This is a genomic window from Amycolatopsis sp. 195334CR (assembly GCF_017309385.1).
Taxonomy (GTDB): Bacteria; Actinomycetota; Actinomycetes; order Mycobacteriales; family Pseudonocardiaceae; genus Amycolatopsis.
Genome location: NZ_JAFJMJ010000001.1, coordinates 2,706,218 through 2,722,110 on the forward strand (window position 1 = coordinate 2,706,218; position 15,893 = coordinate 2,722,110).

13 protein-coding genes are annotated in these 15,893 nt (G+C 71.8%); 9 read left to right on the top strand and 4 right to left on the bottom strand.

The genetic code is table 11. The annotated features are described in order from the left end of the window. Positions 1-3 precede the first annotated feature (3 nt). Together JYK18_RS13180 and JYK18_RS13185 are read left to right on the top strand one after the other, a co-directional pair. The gene (locus tag JYK18_RS13180) at positions 4-936 is read left to right on the top strand and encodes a TIGR03564 family F420-dependent LLM class oxidoreductase (RefSeq protein WP_206802354.1); all 933 of its coding nucleotides are present in this window, start codon (positions 4-6) and stop codon (positions 934-936) included. A gap of 90 nt (positions 937-1,026) precedes the next feature. Continuing rightward, positions 1,027-2,214, top strand: coding sequence for an aromatic acid/H+ symport family MFS transporter (locus tag JYK18_RS13185; protein ID WP_206802355.1), 1,188 nt, complete (start codon positions 1,027-1,029; stop codon positions 2,212-2,214). Here the strand turns inward: JYK18_RS13185 and JYK18_RS13190 are convergent. Beyond that, complete coding sequence (locus JYK18_RS13190) at positions 2,195-3,298, bottom strand: glycerophosphodiester phosphodiesterase (RefSeq protein ID WP_206802356.1); 1,104 nt, start codon at positions 3,296-3,298, stop codon at positions 2,195-2,197. The genes JYK18_RS13185 and JYK18_RS13190 overlap by 20 nt on opposite strands. 191 nt (positions 3,299-3,489) lie before the next feature. On the opposite strand from JYK18_RS13190, the gene JYK18_RS13195 reads away from it, so the two are divergent. From JYK18_RS13195 to JYK18_RS13225, 7 genes are all read left to right on the top strand, one after another. After that, positions 3,490-5,475, top strand: a complete 1,986-nt coding sequence (locus JYK18_RS13195; protein ID WP_374195013.1) for a TRAP transporter permease — start codon at positions 3,490-3,492, stop codon at positions 5,473-5,475. A gap of 10 nt (positions 5,476-5,485) precedes the next feature. After that, positions 5,486-6,472 (top strand): TAXI family TRAP transporter solute-binding subunit, encoded by a 987-nt coding sequence (locus tag JYK18_RS13200; protein ID WP_206802358.1) that lies wholly within the window; start codon positions 5,486-5,488, stop codon positions 6,470-6,472. A 105-nt stretch (positions 6,473-6,577) separates the two neighbouring features. Further along, positions 6,578-7,840, top strand: a complete 1,263-nt coding sequence (gene purD / locus JYK18_RS13205) for a phosphoribosylamine--glycine ligase (protein WP_206802359.1) — start codon at positions 6,578-6,580, stop codon at positions 7,838-7,840. A gap of 98 nt (positions 7,841-7,938) precedes the next feature. After that, on the top strand, positions 7,939-8,355 hold the full coding sequence (locus JYK18_RS13210; RefSeq protein WP_242579089.1) for a hypothetical protein: 417 nt from the start codon (positions 7,939-7,941) through the stop codon (positions 8,353-8,355). Then, the gene (locus JYK18_RS13215) at positions 8,339-8,920 is read left to right on the top strand and encodes a DUF3558 domain-containing protein (RefSeq protein WP_307795892.1); all 582 of its coding nucleotides are present in this window, start codon (positions 8,339-8,341) and stop codon (positions 8,918-8,920) included. Before JYK18_RS13210 ends, JYK18_RS13215 begins: the two co-directional genes overlap by 17 nt. Positions 8,921-8,929: 9 nt before the next feature. Further along, positions 8,930-10,588, top strand: a complete 1,659-nt coding sequence (locus tag JYK18_RS13220) for a hypothetical protein (RefSeq protein ID WP_206802360.1) — start codon at positions 8,930-8,932, stop codon at positions 10,586-10,588. Positions 10,589-10,602: 14 nt separating this feature from the next. After that, positions 10,603-11,376: an ESX secretion-associated protein EspG gene (locus JYK18_RS13225; protein ID WP_206802361.1), complete on the top strand. Its 774-nt coding sequence runs from the start codon at positions 10,603-10,605 to the stop codon at positions 11,374-11,376. Here JYK18_RS13225 and JYK18_RS13230 read toward each other — a convergent pair. From JYK18_RS13230 to JYK18_RS13240, 3 genes are read right to left on the bottom strand one after another with little or no spacing between them, the layout of a single operon-like run. Next, positions 11,373-12,029 carry a maleylpyruvate isomerase N-terminal domain-containing protein gene (locus JYK18_RS13230; protein ID WP_206802362.1) on the bottom strand — a complete coding sequence of 219 codons (657 nt, stop codon included), beginning with the start codon at positions 12,027-12,029 and terminating at the stop codon, positions 11,373-11,375. The two genes, JYK18_RS13225 and JYK18_RS13230, sit on opposite strands and share 4 nt — an antisense overlap. Before the next feature lie 10 nt (positions 12,030-12,039). Next, on the bottom strand, positions 12,040-13,860 hold the full coding sequence (locus tag JYK18_RS13235) for a serine/threonine-protein kinase (protein ID WP_206802363.1): 1,821 nt from the start codon (positions 13,858-13,860) through the stop codon (positions 12,040-12,042). 9 nt (positions 13,861-13,869) lie between these two features. Then, a complete protein-coding gene (locus JYK18_RS13240) occupies positions 13,870-15,759 on the bottom strand; it encodes a serine/threonine-protein kinase (protein ID WP_307795893.1) in 1,890 nt (629 codons plus the stop codon). Between the last annotated feature and the right edge of the window lie 134 nt (positions 15,760-15,893).

Sequence of the window (15,893 nt, forward strand, 5' to 3'; positions counted from 1 at the left end):
GGCATGACCCTGGGAATCGCTATCGCCCCGGCCGCCGGTGCGGTCAACGCCGTGGACGACGTGGTCGGCCAGGCCCGCCGCGCGGCGGCCGCCGGTGTCCGGTCGGCCTGGTTCGGTCAGCTCTTCAGCTACGACTCGATCACGCTGGCGACGGTGGTCGGCCGCGAGGTGCCGGAGATCTCGGTCGGCGTGTCCGTGGTGCCGATCGCCGGACGGCACCCGCTGCTGGTCGCTTCGCAGGCGCAGACCGCGCAGGCGGCCACCGGCGGGCGCTTCACCCTCGGCCTGGGGCTGGGGGCGCCCGCGTTCGCCGAGCCGGTCTACGGCGTGCCGAACGACCGGCGGATCACGCGGCTGCGGGAGTTCCTGACCGTGGTGCGCTCGGTCTTCGAGACGGGCACGGCGTCGTTCGACGGCGAGCTGATCACCGCCAAACCGCCGATGACGGCGAAGGTGGCCGGCGCGGCACCGGTGCCGGTGGTGGTCGCCGCGATGGGGCCGCAGGCGCTGCGCGTCACCGGTGAACTGGCGGACGGCACGATGCCGCTGCTGGCCGGGCCGAAGGCGCTGGCGAACCACATCGTGCCGTCGATCAGTGCCGCGGCGGAGGCGGCGGGACGGCCGGCGCCGAAGATCATCGCCGCGTTGCCCGCGCTGGTCACCTCGGCGGTGGAGACCGCGCGGCAGCGGGTTGCCGAGCAGACCGCGTTCTACGACGGGATCCCGTCGTACCAGCGGATCATCGAACTGAGCGGGGCGTCGAAGGCGGCCGAGCTCGCGGTGGTCGGTGACGAGGAGACGGTCGCCGCGGAGATCCGGCGCTACTTCGACGCGGGGGCCACGGAGGTGGTGGTGACGCAGTCGGATCTGGCCGGTACCGCGGACCAGTTGCGCACCTGGCGCCTGGTCGGCGAACTGACCCGCTCGGTGGGCTGAGCCTCGGCCCGTTTCGGTGAGCGGAACGTCGCCTTCGCCGGGTGGCACCCGCCGCTCATCATGGGACGCCCCCAACGGTGGAGGCGTCCCATGAAACCCTCGGCGGTACTTCCCCTCTGCTGGGCCGCGGTCCTGCTCGACGGCTTCGACCTGGTGGTGCTCGGCACGGTCATCCCGGTGCTGCTGGAGGACAAGGTGTGGGGCTTCACGCCCGGCACCGGCTCGGCGGTGTCCACCGTCGGCCTGGTCGGGATGATGCTCGGCGCGCTCGCGATCGGCACGGTCACCGACACCATCGGCCGCCGCAAGGCGCTGATCTACGCGGTCGCCGGGTTCTCCTTCTTCACCCTGCTCTGCGCGTTCGCCCCGTCCGCGCTGGTCTTCGGCATCCTGCGGTTCCTCGCCGGCCTCGGCCTCGGCGGCTGCCTGCCGACGGCGATCACCCTGGTCACCGAGTTCTCCAGGGGCAAGGTCGGCGGCGCGGCCACCACGATCATGACCGGCTACCACGTCGGCGCGGTGCTCACCGCGCTGCTCGGCATCGTGGTGCTGCCCGCCGCGGGCTGGCGCTGGATGTTCGTCATCGGCGCGGCGCCCGCGCTCGTGCTGGTCCCGCTGATGGTCAAGTACCTGCCCGAGTCCGAGGTCTTCGAGAAGGCCGAGAAGGTCGGCCTCAAGGCCGTCAGCGGCCTCTTCAAGGGCGGTTTCCTGCGCGCCACGCTGGCCTTCTGGGTGGCGTCGTTCATGGGCCTGCTGCTGGTCTACGGGCTGAACACCTGGCTGCCGCAGATCATGCGCGTGGCCGGGTACGAACTCGGCGCGGCACTGGCGCTGCTGCTCACGCTCAACGTCGGCGCGATCGTCGGGCTGGTGGTCGCCGGGCGGGTCGCGGACCGCGCCGGCGTGCGGCCGTCGACCATCGCGTGGTTCGCCGCGGGCGCGGTCTTCCTGGCCCTGCTGAGCGTCCGGCTGCCGACCCTCGGGCTCTACGCCGCGGTGTTCCTCGCCGGGTGCTTCGTGTTCAGCGCCCAGGTGCTGGTCTACGCCTACGTCGGGCGGACCTACCCGGCCGAGGGCCGCGCGACCGGGCTCGGCTGGACCGCCGGCATCGGGCGGCTGGGCGCGATCACCGGGCCGCTGCTGGGCGGCGCCCTGCTGTCGGCCGGAATCGCCTACCCGTGGGGGTTCTACGTCTTCGCCGGGGTGGGCGCGCTGGGCGCCCTCGCCGTACTGGCCGTGGGCGCCCGCGCCTTGACCCTTACCCAGCAGCCTCGATAGCGGTGTCCGGGTGGTCGGCGAACACGCCGTCCACGCCCGCCTTGAAGAAGGCCTCGAACTCACCGAACGCGTTGCCCCACGCGGCCGGGTCGGCCGAGGAGCGGAGGTTCAGCGGCAGGAAGTTGTTCTCGTTGCGGAAGGTGTAGGGCACCACCGGCAGCCCGGCCTGGTGCGCGTTGGACACCAGCGCGGTCGGCGAACCGAGGTTGCCCGCCGCGTCGCGGCCGATCACCTGGTTCTTCTCCGGGCCGAGCGAGTCCGCGTACCCGGCGATCTCCTTCAGCCCGGCCGGGGTGACCAGGTCGGCGTAGGTGCGCGGGTCGCCGTTCTCGACGAAGTCGGCGGGCGCCCCGGTGGCCGAGGTCAGCTGCACCAGCCGGACCTTGAGCTGCTTGTTCAGCTCCTTGAGGTTGCCCACCTCGAAGGACTGCACGATCACCGGCGCGCTCTTGCGGTTGAGCCCGTTGCGCTTGATCAGCTCGACCAGCTTCGGCTCGGTCGGGTTGCCGATCTTGCGGAAGTAGGTGGAGTGCTTGATCTCCGGGTAGGTGCCCAGCTCCCGGCGCAGCTCGCGGCCGAGCTTCCGGGTCAGGTCCAGCACCTCCTGGTAGGTGGCGATCGGGAACCGGCCGTCGTAGATCTTGTTGTTCGGCCGCAGGTCCGGGATGCGCTCCTTGGCCCGCAGCATCTTCAGCTCGGCCAGGGTGAAGTCCTCGGTGAACCAGCCGATGTAGCTGGTCCCGTCGATCACCTTGGTGGTCTTGCGGCCGGCGAACTCGGGGTGGTCGGCGACGTTCGTGGTGCCGCCGATCTCGTTCTCGTGCCGGGCGACCAGCTGCCCGTCCTTGGTCGGCACCAGGTCGACGTCGACCCAGTCGACGCCCTGGCGGTAGGCCAGCTCGTAGGAGGCCAGTGTGTGCTCGGGCCGGTAGCCCGGCGCCCCGCGGTGTCCGACGATCACCGGCTCATCGTGCCCCCTGCCGTAACCGTCCCGCACCTCGCCCGGCTGGGCCGCGGCCGGGGCCGCCAGGCCGAGCACCGCCAGCCCGCTCAGCGCCAGCACCGCGAGTCTCTTGCGCACCATCTTCGTCCTCCTCGTGTGTGGGTCGGCGCTACCTTCACCGCCCCGGAAGTCCGGCCGCTTAAATACGGGTTAACGCGATCTGGATCAACCCTTCAACTGTGAGCCGGGACACCGTAGCGTGCATTCAGCGTTATGGCGTGCGAGCGGAGTGTGCCTTGGCCGAGACAGTGAAGTCACCAGAGGCAGCGGAAGTGGTCGCTGTACAAGACGAGGAACGGCCCGCCAGGCAGCTTTCCCGGCGGCCGGACCTGCTCGTCGGCGTGGTCTGCTTCGCCGTCTCGCTGTTGGTGCTCAAGCAGGTGTTCTTCCCGTTCGCCCAGGGCGTCCAGTACTACCTGGTGATCTTCCTCGGCTGCACGCTGCCCGCGGTTTTCCTGTGCTACCGGCCCAGGTCGCGAAAGGACAGCGCGGCGGCCGACGACCCCGGCGTGCTCGACTGGGTGCTCGCGGTGATCGCCCTGCTCACCGGGCTGTACCCGGTGCTGCCCTTCCCCGGCGGCGGTTTCGACGAGTTTCTCGACCGCCAGGGCGTGTTGTCCACTGTGGACATCGTAGCCGGGGCGCTACTCCTGGTGCTGGTGCTGGAGGCGACCAGACGGACCACCGGGCTGGTGCTGCCGCTGGTCTGCGTGGCCTTCCTCGCCTACGCCTACTACGGCGGTTTCCTGCCGCAGAGCTGGGGCATCGCGCACGCGGGCATCGACTTCGGCCAGATCGTCAACGCGTTGTACAACGACGCGAGCGGCTTCTACGGCACCCCGCTGGACGTGGCGGCGAGCTACATCGTGCTGTTCACCATCTACGGCGCGGTGCTCAACGCCTCCGGCGCCGGGCAGTTCTTCGTCGAGTTCAGCTTCGCGTTGTTCAAGCGGTCGCGCACGGCCCCCGGCCGCACCACCGTCCTTTCCGGATTCCTGCTCGGCACGGTTTCCGGTTCCGGCACGGCCACCGCGGTCAGCCTCGGCTCGATCACCTGGCCGATCCTGCGCAAAGCCGGGTATCCCAAGGAGAACGCGGGCGGGCTGCTGGCGGCGTCGGGCATCGGCGCGATCCTGTCGCCGCCGACGCTCGGCGCGGCGGCCTTCATCATCGCCGAGTACCTGGAGACCGAGTACCTGACCGTGCTGGTCTGGGCGATCGTGCCGACGCTGCTCTACTACCTCGGCATCGTGCTCGCGGTCGAGGCCGACGCCCGCCGCTTCGGCGCGAAGTCCGTCGAGGTGGCCCACGGCAAGGCCGGCAAACTGCTGCTGCGCGGTGGTTACCACTTCCTGTCGCTGGCCATCATCGTGGTGTTCCTGGCACTGGACATCCCGCCGTTCGCCGCGGTCGTCTACGCGACCGGGGTGGCCGCGTTGTTCGCGCTGATCGCCAAGCTCGCCGGTGCCGGGGAGGAACGCGGTACCGCCCTGAAGGCGTGGGGCAAGGAGATGGTCAGCGCGCTGGCGCTCGGCGTGCGGGGTGCGCTGCCGGTGATCGCGGTCTGCGCGGCGGCCGGGATCATCACCTCGACCATCACCAAGACCGGGCTCGGCCAGGTGCTCGCCGACGCGCTGGTCCAGGCGGCGCGGGCGATCTCCAGCAATCCGACCGCGGTGCTGGTGCTGACCGTGTTCTTCTCGGCGATCGCGGTCGGCGTGCTCGGCCTCGCGGTGCCGGTGACCGCGTCGTTCATCATCGCCTGGGTGGTGCTCGGCCCGGCGCTGGCCGACGTCGGGGTGGCGGACGCCGAGCGCGCGATGTTCATCTTCTACTACGCCGTGCTGTCCGAGGTGACGCCGCCGACGGCACTGGCCGCGGTGGCCTCCGCCGCGATCACCGGTGGCTCGGTGATCGGCACCATGTGGCAGGCGTGGAAGTACACGCTGCCCGCGTTCCTGGTGCCGATCGCCTTCGTGCTCACCGACAACGGCTCGGCCCTGTTGCTGCAGGCGGATTTCGGCACCGTGCTGTGGGTGGCGGTGGTGTCCGCGCTCGCGGTGGCCGTGCTCGCCGTGGTCACCGGCGGCTGGGTGGCCGGCCCGGTCCGCTGGCAGGTGCGGGCGCTGTGCGTGCCCGCCGCGGTCTGCCTGCTCTACCTGGAACCGATCGCGATCGCCGTGGGCGTCGGGCTCTGCCTGCTGGCCGCGGTGGCGCACCTGATCTGGCGCGAGAAACCCACTCGTGAAGCCGTTTAAGGAGAGAGTCATGCGTTCGAAGCTTTGGCTGGCAGGCGCGCTCGCCGTGGTGCTCGCGGCGTCCGGGTGCGGTGGCAAGCAGACCGCGGAACCCGCGCAGGGGCAGGGCGGCCAGGTCGCGTGCGAGGCCGCGGACGGCCGGATCACCATCGCCACCGGCAACGTCGGCGGGGTCTACTACGTGATGGGCGGCGGCATCGCGCAGCTGCTCAGCAACAACACCAAGCTCAAGGCGACCGCCGCGGAGACCGGCGCCTCGGTGCAGAACATCCAGCAGCTCACCGGCCGCGAGTACGACGTGGCCTTCACCCTGGCCGACACCGCCGCCGACGCGGTCAACGGCAAGGGCGCCTTCGACGGCAAACCGCAGAAGATCCAGGCGCTGTCCCGGATCTACCCGAACTCCACGCAGGTGGTGGTCCGCGCGGACGCGGGCATCAACTCGGTGGAGGACATGCGCGGCAAGCGGATCTCCACCGGCTCGCCGAAGTCGGGCACCGAGGTGATCGCGAACCGGCTGCTCACCGCGGCCGGGCTGAACCCCGACGCGGACATCCAGGCGCAGCGGCTGGCGCTGGGCAAGTCGGTGGAGGGCATGAAGGGCGGCACGATCGACGGGCTGGTGTGGTCCGGCGGCCTGCCCACCCCGGAGATCACCGACCTGACCACCTCGATGGGCACCGGGGTGAAGTTCATCGACATCACCCCGCTGCTGCCGAAGCTGCAGCAGATCAACCCGGTCTACGAGGCGGGCTCGATCCCGGCGGCCACCTACAAGCTGCCCGCCGACGTGCCAACCATCGTGGTGCCGAACCTGCTGGTGGTCCGCGACGACTTCCCGACCGGGGACGCCTGCGCGCTGACCAAGCTGATCTTCGACCGGAAGGCGGAGCTGGAGCAGGTCCACCCGGCGGCGAAGCAGATCGTCAAGGAGCACGCGAGCCACACCGACCCGGTCCCCCTGCACGCGGGCGCCAAGCAGGCCCTGGGTAGCTGACCCCAATGCTATGAGTGGGGCATTACTTGCGTTGATTGCAAGTAATGCCCCATTCATAGCAATCCCGGCGGGCGGTCGGGTGCGGGTCACGGCTACCCTGGCCCCGTGCGTGTCCTGGTAATCGGGTCCGGTGCCCGTGAGCATGCCCTTGTCCTGGCTCTGTCGCACGATCCGGCGGTGACCGCGATCGGGTGCGCCCCGGGCAACGCGGGCATCGCCGCGCTGGCCGAGCCGCTCGCCGTCGACGTCTCCGACGCGGCCGCGGTCGCCGAGCTGGCCACCCGCTGGAAGACCGACCTGGTGGTGATCGGCCCCGAGGTCCCGCTGGTGGCCGGGGCCGCCGACGCGGTCCGCAAGGCGGGCATCCCGTGCTTCGGTCCGTCCGCCGCCGCCGCGCGGATCGAGGGCTCGAAGGCCTTCGCCAAGGACGTGATGAACACCGCGGGCGTGCCGACCGCGCACAGCGAGATCGTGGACAACCCCGCGCACCTCGACGCCGCGCTCGGCCGCTTCGGCCCGACCTGGGTGGTCAAGGACGACGGCCTCGCGGCGGGCAAGGGCGTGGTGGTCACCAGCGACCGCGACCGGGCCCGCGCCCACGCGATGACCCTGCTCGACGGCGGTCACCCGGTGCTGCTGGAGTCGTTCCTCGACGGGCCGGAGCTGTCGCTGTTCTGCCTGGTCGACGGTCGCACGGTGGTCCCGCTGCTGCCCGCGCAGGACTTCAAGCGCGTCGGTGACGGCGACGCCGGGCCCAACACCGGTGGCATGGGCGCCTACGCGCCGCTGCCGTGGGCACCCGCCGGGCTGGTCGACGAGATCGTCCGGGTCGCGGTGCAGCCGGTGGTCGACGAGCTGGCCAACCGGGACACCCCGTTCACCGGCCTGCTCTACGCCGGGCTCGCGTTGACCTCCGACGGTCCGCAGGTGATCGAGTTCAACTGCCGCTTCGGCGACCCGGAGACCCAGGCGGTGCTGGCCCTGCTGCACACGCCGCTGGCCGGGCTGCTGCACGCGGTGGCCACCGGCGAGCTGGCCGAGCACCCGCCGCTGGACTGGGAAGAGGGCGCCGCGGTCACCGTGGTGATCGCCGCCGACGGTTATCCGGGGGTCCCGCGCTCGGGTGACGTGATCACCGGCGCCGAGGCCGACGGCGTGCTGCACGGCGGCACCCGCCGCCGCGACGACGGCGCTGTGGTCGCGCACGGCGGCCGCGTGCTGTCGGTGGTCGGGGTCGGCGCCGATCTCGCCGCCGCGCGCCAGGAGGTCTACGCCAAGGTGGAGAAGGTGCACCTGCCCGGTTCGCACCACCGCACCGACATCGCCCTGCGCGCCGTCCACGGGGAGATCGCGGTTCCCGCGAATTGAGCGGAACCATAACGCTGGTTCTCCCGTCCAAGAGCAGTCCGCCGTTGTCCGCGCGTTGGTAGCCTGCCAGCACAGGCAACCGTAGGTGGGGTGCGCAGATGTCAGAGAACGAGCCGTCGGTGACCGGTGCGGTCTACCGCCAGACCTCGTCGGGGTTGCCCACGGCCGTGCCGTCGGTGCCCGGGGTCAAGGACCTCCAGGTCCAGCCCGACCAGGTCGACGCGGTGGCCAAGATCATCCACGACCAGGCCGAGCAGCTCGAGCAGCGGCTCGCGCAGCGCCTCGGCCAGCTGTGGATCGATCCGCCGTCCGAGGACATCGTGAGCAAGCACGCCGTCGAGGCCTGGAACGAGGTCGTGGTGGCCGGTGAGGGCTCGTACGAGAAGCAGGTCCGCTCCTACGTCGAGGGCCTGCGCACGCTGGCCGACCAGTTGCGCACCGCCTCGCAGACGTACCAGGTCAACGAGGACGCGACCGTGGGCGCCCTCGAGGACCGGCGTGTCCACCCGGCTTAAGCCCTTCGTCTGCCTGGCCGCCGGGCTGGCCACGGTGGCGTGCGGGTCCGAGCAGGCCCCGGCCCCGGCGCCGACCACCGAGGCCGCGCCGGCGCTGGTCGCGCGCCCGGCCGAGCTGCGCCTGGACGGGGTCGACCCGTGCACGCTGTTCACCGAACCGCAGCTCGACGAGCTGAAGATCACCGAGCAGCCCGAGCCGCTGCCCGTGGACAACCAGCGCGAAGGCCCGACCTGCTCGCTGCCGGTCGCGAAGGGCGAACCGCACTACACCTACTACGTGGAAGCGATCACCGGCGCCGATCTCGCCGCCTGGCTGACCGGTGACCGCCACAAGAGCAGCAAGAACACCGAACCGGGCCAGGTGGAGCGCTTCCCGGCGCTGACCCACTACGGCCGCGGTGGTGCACCCAGCGACTGCGAGACGCTGGTCGGCGTGGCCGAAGGCCAGACCCTGCGGGTGCAGCTCTACCCGGTCACCAGGGGCGCGTTCGACCAGCGGCAACTGTGCGAGCTGTCGGCGGGCGCGGCGGCGCTGGCGGTACGGACCTTGGGATCCAGGGGTTAGGGGAGAGACGTGGACATTTCGGCGATGGTGGAGCGGATCCGCGGCCACCGGTTCGACGGGTACAGCCCCAACGGGATCGCGGACGAGATCGACAAGTTCCGCTCCGGCGGCGGGGTCGGTGGCATCGGCGAGGCCGTCGACGCGATGAAGGCGGTGGCGGCCGAACTGGCCAACACCGACAAGACCCTGCGCGAGGAGCTGTCGAAGCTCGGCGTGGCGTGGACCAGCGGAGCGGGTGGCCGGGCCAGCGCGGTGCTGGTCGAGCAGGCCGGGTTCTCCGCCGACGCGGGCGACAAGGTCACGCAGTCCGCGGAACTGATCTTCGCCCAGGGCGAGGCGTTCACCCGGACCCTGCACAAGCTGCCGGAGTCGAGCGCGATCCGCGCCGGTTCGGGCGGGTACTCGCTCGGCGACGGGCTGATGAGCCTGATCGGCTACGAGACCGACCACGCGAAGGCGGTCAAGGAGTCCCGCGAGGCGAAGGACCAGGCCGTCGGCGTGCTGAACGACTACGCCAAGGCCAGCGGTGACAACCTCTCCTGGACCGAGGCGCTGAACGCACCCGAGGCGCTCAACCTGGCCGGTGCGCCGGGTGGGCCCAGCCCGCTCGACATCGGCACGCAGGCCGCCAACGTGCACGCCGGCGGCTCGCCGATCGACGACTGCCCGCCGACCAGCGGGGGCAAGGGCTCGATGCCGACCACGAAGTCCGGCGCGGCGTTCGACCCGCCGACCCCGCCGATGGGCCTGCCCGCGCAGCCACAAGGTGCCAGCCGTCCCGGAGTGTCCATTCCGGACTCCTCCACCGCGCCGAGCTCGGCCACCCCGCCGTCGTCCGCCCCGCCGGTGGTCGCGCCGGGGCCGGTGGTGCCGGGCGGCCGGGTGCCGCAGCACACCCAGCCGAACCAGCCCGGCCAGCCGGGTCCGGGTCAACCGGGTCAGCCGGGGCCGGGTCAGCCCGGGGTGCCGAACACGCCCGGCGTGATCGGCCAGAACCCGCCGACCGGTCAGGGCAGCGCCAAGCCGTTCCCGAACAACTTCGGCACGCCGGTGACCCCGGGCGCACCCGGCACCACGGGCGTGCCCGGCCAGTCCGGTGGGATCGCGGGCAAGCTGAGCGGGCTCACCGGCGGAGGTGGCCCCGGTGCGGACAACCTGGTCGGTGGCAAGGGCGGCCCGCCGGGTGGCGGTGGCGGTGCCGACGGCCCGCTCGGCAAGGGCAAGATCTTCGGCTCCGGTCCGCAGGGACCCGGCCCGGTGCCCGCGGCCGGTGGTTTCACCGCGGTGCCGAAGCCGGGCGGGGTCGGCGACTTCGCCTCCGGCGCGGCGGCCCTCGGTGCCGGTGCGGTCGGCGGCGCGATGGCCGGTGAGGGCGACCGGCGCGGGCGCGGAGTCGGCCGGAGCGGCTCCCCCGGTTCGTTCCCGCGGACCGGCCAGGTGCCGATGGGCGACCTGCCCGAGGAGGAGCAGCGCGCGCTGCGCCGGTCCGGCCAGGGCCCCGAGACCGAGAAGCGCCGCGGGTTCCTGGAGCAGGCGGCCACCCAGGACGGCGAGAACGACGCCGAGCACGTGCGCAAGTTCGGCATCGACGACAAGGACCTGTTCACCGACCAGCGGATGGTGGCGCCCGACGTGATCGGCCGCGACGATGCCGGGGACGCACGCTGAGGAGTAACAAGGACGTGGGTTCGCCCAACGGCAGCCTGGTGCTGTCCGCGCTGGAATTCGACGTGCTCTGGGAAGCCCAAGGCCTGCCCGAGCGGCACGTTGCGCTCGACGTCCCGACGCCGGGCCACACCCACGCCGAACGAGCGGCGCTGATCGAGCGGGCGTGGCGCACGCTCGCCGACAAGCGCCTGGCCAGAGGCCGCCGTGCCGACGGTGACGTGCTCGACATGCTGAACCTGCTCGCCCACCCGAAGCTCAGCATCGACGTCTGGGTGTGGGCGGAACGGGAGATCCACGGGCTCGCGGCGAGCGTGGGCAGCGACGCGCTGCTCGGCGTGGTCGACGGAGACGAGGTGTGGCTCATCCCGACCAGGGACAGCTCGCTCGCCGAGGCCGCGGTGTCGGTTACCGGCGAGCTGTCCCCCGGCGTGGGCCGGTCGGTCAGCCTGCCGCACGACGTGCTCGTCGAAGCCGACGCCGACGCCCGCGGGGACGCGAAAGCGCTGGTCACCGCGCTGGAGGACCGCGGGGTCCCGTTGTGGCAGTGCCAGGAGCTGGCCGGGATGCTGCTCGGCACGCTCGCGCGCGGCCAGTTCGGGGTGGAGCGGCAGGGCCGGGACGGGACGATGCGCCGGGCGCCGAGGGTGGTCGCCTTCCACGACACCGACGCCGGTCGTTACCTGTTCCAGCTGGCCCGCAACACGGACAACCGGAACTGGGCGACCATCGCCCCCGCCGACAACACCCTGCTGGCCCAGCGGGTTTACGAACTCATGGAAGAGGTCTAACCGAGCACGAAAGGCAGCTTCGCGGCCAACTCGCCGAGCTCGGCCGTTTCGGCGTCGGTCGGGGTGCGGCGGCCGGTACCGACGAGCAGCGCGTCCTGGTCGGAAAACGACGCGGGGAACTTCGTCCCGGCGATTTCCTCCAGCATTTCGCGTGTCCTGGCGAGACCCGCCGCGGGCGGTTGCGCGGCTCCGGGCAGGTGCGCGATCAGGTCGAGGTGGTGCAGCGTCCACTCCAGGACGTACGCGGAGAGGTAGTCGCCCGCGGTGAGCACCATGTCCTGCGTGCTGACGCGCAGCCCCGGGTCGGCGAGCACCGCCGCGCGTCCGGCGGCGGACCCGACGTCGTTGAGGTGGAACTTCAGCAGGCCCGGTTCCTGGTACGCGGCAGCCAGCCGGACGATCAGCGCGTCGAGCGGGTCGTCGCCGGTCGGCGGGGTCTGCGAGACCGCCCAGTAGGTGACGGCGTCGCGGTCCGGTTCGGCTTCGGTGGGCGTGACCAGGGTGATCAGCACGTCCTGGGCGTCGATCACCAGGTGGCAGACCAGATCGCGGACGAGCCAGCCCGCGCAGCCCGAAGGCCGGGCGAATTCCTCATCGGTGAGTTCGGCGACCGCCGCGAGCAAAGCCGTCCAGGAGCGCGAAAAGAGATCCACACCGGCCAGGTTAGGGCTTCGGCAGCTTCGGGATAACCGCTTTTGCCGCCTCTTCCGCTTTCGCGCAGGCGTCGCCGCCGGTCGCCGAGTAGTAGGTCAGCCGGACGTTGTCGCCCTCGCGCGCGCTCGGCTTCACGTGCACCCAGGCCAGCGCGCACAGTTTGGATCCGGAGCTGTTGGTTTCCTTGCGCCGCACGGGAATCCCACCGATATCGACCTCCTCGCCCTCGGTGTCGGGCGCGCCGTGGTCGAGGCTGATCGACAACGTGTCCTGCGCGGCCCATTCGCAGCGGCGCAACGCCTGCGGCGCGGGTTTCACCGCCGCGCCGACGATCTTCTGGGCGGTGGCGTCGTCGAGCACCGAGCACGGGTCCACCGGGAGCAGGCTGCCCGGCCACGTCTGCCGGTCGACCACGGGATCGCGCAACCGCTTCAGCGCCTCGGTCATCGCGGTTTCGGCGATGGCGCACGGATCGCCGTCCCGCGAGGAGTTGTAGATCATCACACTGGACTGGGGTCGGGTGGGCAGCCGGACCATCGCCTCGCAGCCGCCGCTGATGTCGTTGAGCAGCACGCCCTGTCCGTCGATCACCGTCGGCGAGGTGCGGATGCCGGTGGTCTCCAGCGCGTCGCCGAGCACCAGGTCGAACTCCACGCCCTTGGTGCCGGTGTACTTGCAGCGGTGGGTGTACACGGGACGCTCGTCGGGGGTGTACTCGCTGTCGAGCACCTTGCAGGGATCGGCGCGCAGCAGGCGTTCCGGGGTCAGAGCGTCCTGAATGGACAGTGGTGGTGGGGCGTCGCGCTCGGCCTTCGCCGACTGCGCCACCCGGTAGATCGTCACCGTGCCCGCGACCAGCGCCACCGCGAGCACCGCCGCGCTCACCGCCCAGATCCAGCGGCGGCGCTTCTTCGCCGGACGCGGTTTCGGTGGCGGTGGCTGCCAGGCGGGCAGTGGCAGGGAGAGCGCGGTGCGGACCTCGGCGTCCTGCCGGCGGATCTGTGCGTGGACGTGCTCAGGCCACGGTGTGGTGCCGGGCGGGACGTGGCCGAGGAAGTCGAGCAATTGCGCCGGAGTCGGGCGGTGCGCGGGATTCTTGGCCAGGCACGGCTCGACGAAGCGGCGGATCTCCGGCGGCACGGCGCTGAGGTCCGGCTGGTTGTGGACCACGTTGTAGAGGGTCTGCGCGGTGGTGGTGCCGGTGAACGGACCCTGTCCCGTGGCGGCCATGACCATCAGCGCGCCGAAGGAGAACACGTCGCTGGCCGGGGTGACCGGCGCGGTCCCGGCCTGCTCGGGCGACATGAACGCGGGTGAGCCGATGATCGCGCCGGTGCCGGTGAGCTCCTGCCCGTCCTCGACGGCCCTGGCGATGCCGAAGTCGATCACGCGCGGGCCGTCGTCGGTGAGCAGGACGTTGCTGGGCTTGAGGTCGCGGTGGATCAGCCCGGCGCGGTGGATGTCGAGCAGCGCGGCGGCCAGCCCGGTGGCCAGGTGCCGCAGCGAATCGACCGGCAGTGGCCCGGCTTCCTTCAGCGACGGCCCGGTGACGAACACCGACGCCAGCCACGGGGTTTCGGCCTCGGGATCGGCGTCCATCACCGCCGCGGTGTAGGCGCCGGAGACCAGCCGGGAGGTGGCCACCTCCCGGCGGAACCGCTCGCGGAACCCGGGATCGTGCGCGAACTGGGCGTGCACCTGCTTGACCGCGACCAGCCTGCCGTCGGGCGCGATGCCCAGCAGCACGCGCCCCATGCCGCCCTCGCCGAGTGCGGCGATCAGGCGGTACGGGCCGAGCTGGCGTGGTTCGTCGGGGCGAAGCGGCTGCACGGCGCGACTCTACGGTTTCGGCAGTTTCGGCATGATCAGCTTGGCGAACTCGAGCGACGGCGTGCACACCTGGTCGGGGGCGGGCGCGGCGCCGGTGATGCTGTGGTGCAGTTCGACCACCTCGCCGCTGCGGTCGTCGATGGGCCGGTGCAGCCAGGTCAGCGTGCAACTCGCCCCGGCACCGTCCCGGTACTTCTTGGTCAGGTACACCGGTGTGCCGTTGACGTCGACGGTGCCGGTGACGTCGTAGTAGGCGTCCTTCGACTGCACCGGCGGATAGCTCGTGATCAGGTCGACGGTCAGGAAGCCGGAGACCTCCCAGCGGCAGCCGTGCAGGTGCTCGGGCTTGACCTCGGTCACCGGCCCGAGGAACGGCTGGACCTCGGCGGCCGAGGCCAGCGCGCAGGGCGCGACCGGGATGAGCGAGCCCGGCGGCTGCTCGTGCTGCGGCGGGTCCTCGCGCAGCCGGGTGATGGCCTCGGTGAGCATCGCCTTCGCCACGTCGCACGGCTGGTCCAGCTTCGCGCTGGCGCTGATCGAGGCCTTGATCGTGGTGTCGACGCTGCCGTTGACCGGGACCGCCACCTCGCAGGCGTCGCCCTCCTTGACGGTCAGCGGCAGCCCGGCGAGTTCCCCGGACGGCACGCCGCCGATCGGCTGGTTGTCGCCGAGGCCGAGGTCCACCCAGTCACCGTTCGGGCCCTCGTAGGTGCAGGTCCACAGGTGCACGTCGATGCGGGGCTTCAGCACGCCGACGCCCGGCACCGACTTGCCGTCGAGCACCCGGCACGGGTCCACCGTGCGCAGTTTGTCGGTGCCCAGCGGGTCGGGGTTGGGCGGCGTGCTGGTCGCCGGGGCGGGTGGTGCCGACTGGGCGGCGGGCTGCGGCGGCGGGTCGTCGGAGGTGAGTTCAACGGCGAGGATGGACCCCGCGATCAACGCGACCACCCCGGCCGCGGCCCCCGCGACGACCAGGCCACGACGGGACTTGCGCGGCTTCGGCGGGTGCAACGCCTGGTGCACGGCGAGGCGTTGCTGCTCGATCAGGTGCGGCACCACCGGGGGCCACGGGGTGTGGGTGGGCGCGATCGGGCCGAGTTGCTCGAGGATCCACGCCGGGGCCGGGCGCTGCTCGGGGTCCTTGGCGAGGCACGCCTCCGCGATGCGCCGGATCTCCGGCGGCAGGCCGCGCAGGTCCGGCTGGTTGTGGACCACGTTGTAGAGGGTGTGCGGGGTGGAGGTGCCGGTGAACGGGCTGTGCCCGCTGGCCGCCATGGCGAGCAGCGCGCCCAGGGAGAAGACGTCGCTGGCCGGGCTCAGCGGGCGTCCCTCGGCCTGCTCGGGCGACATGAACCCGGGCGATCCGATGATCGAGCCGGTGTGCGTCAGCTCCGAGGTGCCCTCGACCGCGCGGGCGATCCCGAAGTCGATCACGCGCGGCCCGTCCGCGGCCAGGATGACGTTGCTCGGCTTGAGGTCGCGGTGCACCAGCCCCGCGCGGTGGATCTCGCCGAGTGCCAGCGCGAGCCCGGCCGTCAGGTACCGCAACGACTCCGGCGGCAGCGGTCCACCGGCCGCCACGGCTTCGGTCAACGAGGGGCCCGGCACGAACACCGACGCCAGCCAGGGCGTCGCCGCGTCGGGGTCGGCGTCCATCACCGCCGCGGTGTAGGCGCCGGAGACCAGGCGCGAGGTGGCCACCTCGCGGCGGAAGCGCTCCCGGAACCCCGGATCGTGCGCGAGGCCGGGGTGGATCTGCTTGAGCGCGACGAGCCTGCCGTCGGGCGCCATCGCGAGCAGGACCCGGCCCATCCCGCCCTCGCCAAGGGCCGCCACGAGCCGATACCGCCCGACCTGCCCCGGTTCGCCCGGATTCAACGCCTTCACGACTCTCCCCACGCTCCTGGGCCCCGATGCTACAAACACCTCAGTGGGGGAAAGCACGCGCGAGGTGCGGCGGAAGTTCTAAAGTGGGCGCGGGAACCGCCGCCGGGGCAGCCACGTCTGATCCGACGGACGAAGCTTGGCGAAGG